Genomic DNA, 256 nt, shown 5'->3' with positions numbered 1-256 from the left:
CCGCGACATCACCGTCGGCAACATCGACGCCGGCTACAGCGGCAGCATCACGCTGAACGCCGCGGGCGACCTGCGCGACGACGGCAACAAGCAGACCCGCCTGTTGGCCAATTCCGTCAGCCTGATCGCCGGCAAGGCGGTCGGCGCGACCGGCACGGGCTATCTGGACGTGCTGACCGGCTACCTTAGCGGCACGGCGAGCAATGGCGGCTTCTATGTGCAGCTGCCCAATCCGACCGGCTACGCCAATTACACC

Annotated in this window: 1 protein-coding gene; it reads left to right on the top strand. The window is 66.8% G+C overall.

Annotated elements, in window-relative coordinates:
• The coding region (locus tag SB751_RS32775) for a hypothetical protein (protein WP_410749350.1) at positions 1-256 on the top strand (256 nt) is incomplete at both ends.

This window comes from Cupriavidus sp. SIMBA_020, assembly GCF_046535395.1.
Taxonomy (GTDB): Bacteria; Pseudomonadota; Gammaproteobacteria; order Burkholderiales; family Burkholderiaceae; genus Cupriavidus; species Cupriavidus campinensis.
This window is presented reverse-complemented; position numbering and strand designations above follow the sequence as displayed.